The organism is Xenorhabdus khoisanae (genome assembly GCF_001037465.1).
GTDB classification, from domain to species: domain Bacteria; phylum Pseudomonadota; class Gammaproteobacteria; order Enterobacterales; family Enterobacteriaceae; genus Xenorhabdus; species Xenorhabdus khoisanae.
Genome location: NZ_LFCV01000039.1, coordinates 47,911 through 54,598 on the forward strand (window position 1 = coordinate 47,911; position 6,688 = coordinate 54,598).

6 protein-coding genes are annotated in these 6,688 nt (G+C 42.7%); 2 read left to right on the plus strand and 4 right to left on the minus strand.

The genetic code is table 11. The features are described from left to right. Window positions 1-26: 26 nt before the first annotated feature. A complete protein-coding gene (locus AB204_RS07230; RefSeq protein WP_047962705.1) occupies window positions 27-1,124 on the plus strand; it encodes an NAD(P)/FAD-dependent oxidoreductase in 1,098 nt (365 codons plus the stop codon). A gap of 89 nt (window positions 1,125-1,213) precedes the next feature. Here the strand turns inward: AB204_RS07230 and AB204_RS07235 are convergent, their stop codons facing one another. From AB204_RS07235 to AB204_RS07250, 4 genes are read right to left on the minus strand one after another with little or no spacing between them, the layout of a single operon-like run. Next, window positions 1,214-2,491, minus strand: a complete 1,278-nt coding sequence (locus tag AB204_RS07235) for an HlyD family secretion protein (RefSeq protein WP_047962706.1) — start codon at window positions 2,489-2,491, stop codon at window positions 1,214-1,216. Beyond that, on the minus strand, window positions 2,484-3,947 hold the full coding sequence (locus AB204_RS07240) for a TolC family protein (RefSeq protein WP_047962707.1): 1,464 nt from the start codon (window positions 3,945-3,947) through the stop codon (window positions 2,484-2,486). The genes AB204_RS07235 and AB204_RS07240 overlap by 8 nt, the downstream gene beginning before the upstream one ends. Next, the gene (locus AB204_RS07245) at window positions 3,940-5,148 is read right to left on the minus strand and encodes an ABC transporter permease (protein ID WP_047962708.1); all 1,209 of its coding nucleotides are present in this window, start codon (window positions 5,146-5,148) and stop codon (window positions 3,940-3,942) included. Before AB204_RS07245 ends, AB204_RS07240 begins: the two co-directional genes overlap by 8 nt. Then, window positions 5,141-5,878 (minus strand): ABC transporter ATP-binding protein, encoded by a 738-nt coding sequence (locus AB204_RS07250; RefSeq protein WP_047962709.1) that lies wholly within the window; start codon window positions 5,876-5,878, stop codon window positions 5,141-5,143. The genes AB204_RS07245 and AB204_RS07250 overlap by 8 nt, the downstream gene beginning before the upstream one ends. Window positions 5,879-6,262: 384 nt before the next feature. Here AB204_RS07250 and AB204_RS07255 point away from each other — a divergent pair, with 384 nt between their 5' ends. Beyond that, window positions 6,263-6,541 (plus strand): hypothetical protein, encoded by a 279-nt coding sequence (locus AB204_RS07255; protein WP_047962710.1) that lies wholly within the window; start codon window positions 6,263-6,265, stop codon window positions 6,539-6,541. Window positions 6,542-6,688: the final 147 nt, after the last annotated feature.

The following is a 6,688-nucleotide window of genomic DNA, read 5'->3' on the forward strand; positions in this document are numbered from 1 at the left end:
ATCTTGGGAGGTGAACCATTAACCAGATGAAAAATAACAAAATTATTATTGTTGGTGCGGGCTTTGTTGGCACAACGCTGGCATGGTGTTTATCTAACCACTATAAGGGAGAAATTATCCTTATTGATAAAGGACAGGCGGGTAACGGAGTGACTAAACAGGCCTTTGCATGGCTCAATGTTTCTTATGGCAGATCGGATGCTTACAGCAAACTCAGGCAACAGGCACTCAATGAGTGGCATTATCTCGATAAACAGACAAACGGAAAATTGAAGATAAATTGGTCAGGTGCTATCAGTTGGCAGGAAACTGAATCTGCAACCCGTGAATTTATTAATGTTCATCGTGAGTCTGGTTTTAATATCAAAGCGTTGACAAAAGCTGAACTTCAGGCACTGGAGCCGCAACTTACAATTCTCCCGGAGCTTGCTGCCTTTGCAACGGAAGAAGGTGCTGTTGATCCCCTTCACGCAACACAAGTGCTTTTGCAGGAAGCTCTTAACAACGGCGTCACCTATCTGCCGGAAACGGAAGTAACTAACATTAACCATAATGGTAAACAAATTCTTGGAGTTACTACATCGCAAGGGATTATCTGTGCTGATCAGGTTGTTCTGACTGCCGGTGTCGGTGCAATTTCTCTGATGGAAAAATTGGGTGAACAACTCCCTTTATCTGCATCTCCTTCTGTCATCGTGCAGTATCAACATCAGGCTGTAACCCCTTTTGTGCACCACATTATTTCAACTCCCGATATGGAAGTACGTCCGATATCAGGAACCACTTTGCTTGCAGCGGAGGATTATTTAAGTGACCGCCCTGAACACAGTGCCACATATATCGCAAAAAATGCCTTACCTGTCATAAAAAGAGCCTTTATAGGCAGTGATAGTCTGTGTTTGGAGAATGCTTCTGTTGGCCTGCGTCCGATGCCTGAAGATGAAATGCCCATCGTCGGAAAAGTCGCCGATTATCGTGGCTTATATATGATCAGTATGCATGTAGCAATTACACTTGCGCCACTGATATGTCGGCTGGCACAGGAAGAAATAATAAATGATATAGAACAGACAGCGCTAAATCCATACCGGCTAACACGCTTTGCTTCCGGTAGTTGCCATTAGAAAAGAGTGAAGTATCTATAGATACTTCCCCACTCTTTACTCTTTTAGAGTGGGAAGTTCGATGAATGCTATTCAAAAGTATTTCTGACTTAATTTTTATAATTATGAGGCACTGCGATAAATCCTTCTTCCAGCCCGTGGACTTCCATACCTTCCGGCATAGCCTCCCCAACAGTTACCTGACGAAGCATAGTCTGACCTTTTGAATCCGGTCGCCAATTTACTGTTAATTGTCCATTGCTATCATGAATTAGTGCTGCTTCTGGTACAACAATGCCCTGTTCATTGCGATAAACAACAATATTGATTTTGGCACTCATACCGGGCCTGATGGGATAATCCTGTTTCATGGATGAAGTGACTTTAATCACAACATCATAATAAATCGCCGATCCTGGTTTATCCGTACTTACACTTTGCATAGCAACAGTTTCAATTTCTCCATCCAGAGGATGATCAGAAAATCCCTCCCCGCTGATTTTTACTGCCTGCCCTTCTTTGAGTTTGGCGAGATCGGTTTCTTCAACCTGTGCCAGTACTTGATATTGTGTTGTGTCCATCACTTCCAGTAAGGGCATCCCATCGGTAACCCGAACGCCTGTCTGAATCGTTAAGAACTTCCCCTTTTCTCCCTGTGAAGCCCTAAGCACGACCCCCGAAAATGGTGCTTTGATTTCTTTATGGGAGTATTGTTCCTGTAGTGCCTGATAGCGGCTTGTTGCATTCTGAAGTTCCATCTCTGCAACACGTACATTACTAGTGCTTCCTTTTTGTCGGGTGGATGCAAGATCGTCCTGTACTGAAGCGAGTTCCGTTAGTTGTCGGCGGAGTTGCTGTTCGAGATTTTCCACTTCCATTCGTGGAACGATGCCCCGTGAAAAAAGAGCCTGTGTTTTTGCGAGATTATTTTTCAATTCCATAACCATATGGTTCGCATTTTCGACGTTTCTTCTGGCCCGGATGACTTCCTGGCTGTTTTCCCAGTCATGCAATTGATCAACGGCAGATGAAGCCTTTATCATCTCAACTTGCGCTTGCCGAAGCTCAATATCAAGCTTTCGGGTATCAAGCGTAACTAATGTCTGACCAGCGTTCACGCGCTGTCCTTCTTTGACCAGGACTTGTTTGACAATTGCATCAAATGGGGCGGGTATGGTTTCAAGACGCCCGGATTGCAGCTTGCCTACCAAGCCTAGTCGTTTTTCGATAAGACCGTGTTTTACCTCAATCCACTGTACTGATCCCTGAGTTGGCGATGTTTCTGAGGACAAATGCCCTGAAGACAAAAAGGCAAAAAAACAAGCCACCACTACAAGCATGCCAGCTATGACCCATCGATAACGTTTAAACATGGGTTGTTTATTCATTGATCGTTATCTCCCAGCTTTCCAGTGTAGTGCCAAGAATCTGATCCAGTTCAGCCTGAGAGTTGAGGTACTGGATAAGCGTATTCAGGCGTGCATTTTCGGCATTTCTCAGGTCGGTTTCAAAACTCAGGACCTGAAAGTTGCTGGATCGCCCTGCCTGTAATTTTTCCTGTTCAATTTCGAGTTTCTTTTGAGAAAGTGAGCTGGCTTTTATTGCTAATTGATATTCCTGCCAGCGTGATTCTGTATCGCGGATTGCATTGATGACTCTTTGTTCCAGATTTATTCTTGCCTCCTCCAAGTGTAACGCCTGCTTCTGGACATTTACTCTGGCCTGAACTTCCGTTTGTTTCTGTGTCATATCACCTATTGGAATATCCAGTTGTATACCCAGATAATTTTCCCAGTTTCGGGTTTCAGAAGAGGATGAACGATACTGGGACGTACCTCCAACCAGTGATAAATCCCAGAGCCGATTATTTCGGGCCTGCAATAATTGAATATCTGCCACTTTTGCAGAAAGTAACTGGATAAGATAACCCGGCTGTTGAGCCTGTGCCTTTTGAATTGATTGTTCAATGTTCAGACTGACGTGGGTTCCTTTTAATGTATCGATAGCATAGATGGGCGTTTTGAGGTTCAGAGCGAGTAATTTAAGTAATGCCAGCTTCGTGGCATGGACATTGTTTTCAGCCTCCTTGGCCGAAAGTTCCTGCATGGCCAGATCAGCCTGCGTTTGTATGATATCTGTCTGAGCCATTCTGCCGGCATCAATCAACTCTTTGTTAGTTTCAACTAATTTCCGCATACGTTTAAGGGAGGCGGCAGATAATGCTTGTTGCTCCTGAGCACGCAGTAACGCATGGTATGACAGGATAATCTGTGTGATTGAATCGGAAATAGTCGCTTTTAAATTCAGCCGATGGGTTTGTTCCTGGAGTTTACCCAGTAAGACTGGGGCATTGTTAACATCCGTACCCGCTCCTCGCAAAAGAGGCTGTATCACAGTAATGCTTGCACCATCATTGTGAACGTTGTTTATCCCCGATTTAGTGTTATCACGAGTCCAGGAAAGAGTGAAGCGAGTTCCCAGCGGAGTGAGTACTGTGGCCTTAGGAGACAAATTGGTTTTCCTAAAATTTGCATCCTGATTTTTACCCGCAATGTAACGCCCACTTAGCTGTAGCTTTGGTGTGAATCGATCTTCTGCTACCCGTAAATCAAATTTCTGAGCGATACGATCCAGATAAACACTGCGGATTGCATAGTTATTCCTTAAACCAAGCCATATCGCATCGCTCAACGACAGGCCTATAACCTCCCCTGCGGCATCCTTTCGCAAACTGTAATCAGATTCTGATAAAGTTAATCGTTCCTGTTCAGATGCAGGGATCCCTGTTCGGGGAAAAAGGAAAAACAAGGTCAGACAGCCATAAAGGAAATATTTTTTAATCATCACGTAATGCCTGTACGGGTTCCATTTGAGAGGCTTTATGTGCGGGATAAAAGCCGGAAATAAGTCCCGCTACAATTGAGCTACCTATCCCTAAAGGAATAGATAAAGGGGCTAAAGAAAATGACCAGCCAGAATAAAGGACAAAAAGAAAGGCGACGATGACCCCGACTAGTGCCCCAAGAATTGCGCCAGCTAAAGTCAGTGCCGCTGTTTCATACAAAAAAAGGCGCCGGATATCCTGAGGTCTTGCGCCTAAAGCCATACGTAACCCGATCTCCTTTCGTCGGGCTGAAACATTCATCAGCATCACATTTGAAATTGCAATGCCGCCGGTGAGTAGCGAAATGCCTGCCAACCCGATCAACATAAAAGAAAAGGTTTTGCTTTGTTCTGTCTGCCCTTTCAGTAGTTGTTGAGCAACCCGAACATCAATGTCAACCTCTGGGAACTTGCGCTTGAGCAATGCCAATAAATCCTTTGCATCGGTTTCTGTAGTTGCGGTCGTTATGGTGCGAGCAATGATGCCATTCAGATCTGTATTAGGTGTTATTTTGCGCATGGCATTTATAGGGGCAATCACCACCGAATCCAGAGAAAAAGGAAAGATGGGGTTTTGCCCTTTTATATCGAAAATGCCAATCACTGTGTATAAATAATTGCCAAGCTGAATCTGCTTGCCAAGTATACGGGAGGCATCTCCTTCACCAAGGGTAACGGCGACTTCATTGCCAATGACCAGATAAGGAGAGCGCTGATCGTAATCAGAGATAAATCGGCCATGACGAAGTCGCAATTGCATGACCGCCTCCAGTTCCGCAGAGGAGCCTATTATGGTAAACGTTTCTGTTTTCCCGTTATAGCGCCCGGGAGAAGAAGAATAGATCCAGGGTGCTGCTGAAGATAAACCGGAAATAGCCGTTGTCAGATCAGCCATTTTAATTGACTCACTATCAACTCCATGATTATAGGAGTTCAGACTTGCTGTAATAACGTTGATATCAAGCCCGCTGAACATCTTCAATGCAGCAAGTGTGGCGTTATGCCCGGTATTAACAAATGCCACAACAGATGCGCAACCAATAGCAATCCCCGATAAAGCAAGCAGAGTACTTCTTCCCGTTGCCATTAAGTTACGCCAGGCCTCTCTCCATATCATGAATACAGACATACCATAGTTGTTGTACTGACGATTATCATGCATGGATTGTCAGCCCTCTGGTTTCATGCAATTGACCATCCATCATCCGTAATTCACGCTGCATATGGTTCGCAACCGTAGAGTCATGGGTTATTACGACCAGCGTCATCGCGTTGTCTGTGTGAAGAGAAGAAAGTAACAGTAAAATCTCTTCTGCGGTTTGTTGATCCAAATTACCGGTAGGTTCATCAGCCAGCAGTAACGAAGGTTCCCCAACCAATGCTCTGGCGAGTGCTACTCTCTGCCTCTGCCCGCCGGATAAGTCTGCCGGATAATGCATAGCACGATGTGAAAGACCCACTAAATGTAGTTTTTCCTTGGCAATTTTATGGGCAAGTGAGGCAGAAACACCACGGTAAAGAAGTGGCAGAGCGACGTTTTCTGTGGCTGTCATTCCGGCCAACAAATGAAAACTTTGAAAGACAAAGCCGATTTCTTTATTGCGCATTCTGGCACGAAGATCAGCATTAGCTATTGACATATCAACGCCGCAAAGAAAATATTTTCCAGAGGTGGGCTTATCCAACAAGCCGAGAATATTCAGTAAGGTACTTTTACCCGAACCCGATGTTCCGACAATCGCACAACTTTGGCCGGAAAAAATTTGTGCTGTGATATTTTTCAGAACCGATATTTGGCCTTCTCCATCATGTTGATAAACACGGGTTAACCCTTGCATATTGATAACAGGTGATATCGGTACTGTAGGCTGAATAGAATTTATAAGATCCATTTTTTATAATACCTCCCGCTTTGATATCTGTCTTTATCAGAAGTAATAGCCTTTTTATCAAAGCTATCGACTTCTGCCAACACTAAAAAGTTAGCAATCAAATAATAATTAGTTCGCCTTAAATTAATATTGTCATGTTATATTTTATTGCAATTTCAAATGAATTATTTTCTTTGTGTGAATAATATCTTCATGATGATTCGTCATAAATTATGATAAGTGAAGTTAGGTTTGTAATCCAGAATGAAATATATAGGAAGTTTATAAATTTTAAAATTGCAACATCATCTTGTGATGATTTAGATTTATATTGCATTGCTACATGTTATTTTGTAAGTGATACATTTAAGCTGCAAATTATAAATTTATTAAAGGAGAACTTTTATGTTCAAGAAATTAATAACAGTTGGGGCATTAGCAGTAGGCATTTTATTTGGAGGAATTGGAACAGCATTTGCTTACACTTGTCCGAGTGACGCCGTAAGACAAGATGGCTCTCTGTATAAGCGAAATGTCGTTAATCCTTATAATAATTTTGCTAACGTATTTACACAGCCATATTATGGAAAAACAATTACATGGTATTTTAAAGGACCTTCTGAAGCTTGTTTATATAATGGGAATCTCGCTTACACTGCTTACTATGAAGGTAGAATAAATTAAAATTCTACTAAAAATCCTCTTATTATAAGCTGTTCAGGACACTGATAAACCTCGTTTAAGATAACGGGGTTTTTACTTTTTTATGAAGAGATGTTTTCTATCTCGGAGTGTCAGCTAAGTTTTCAATATAAAATAAAAACATAATAA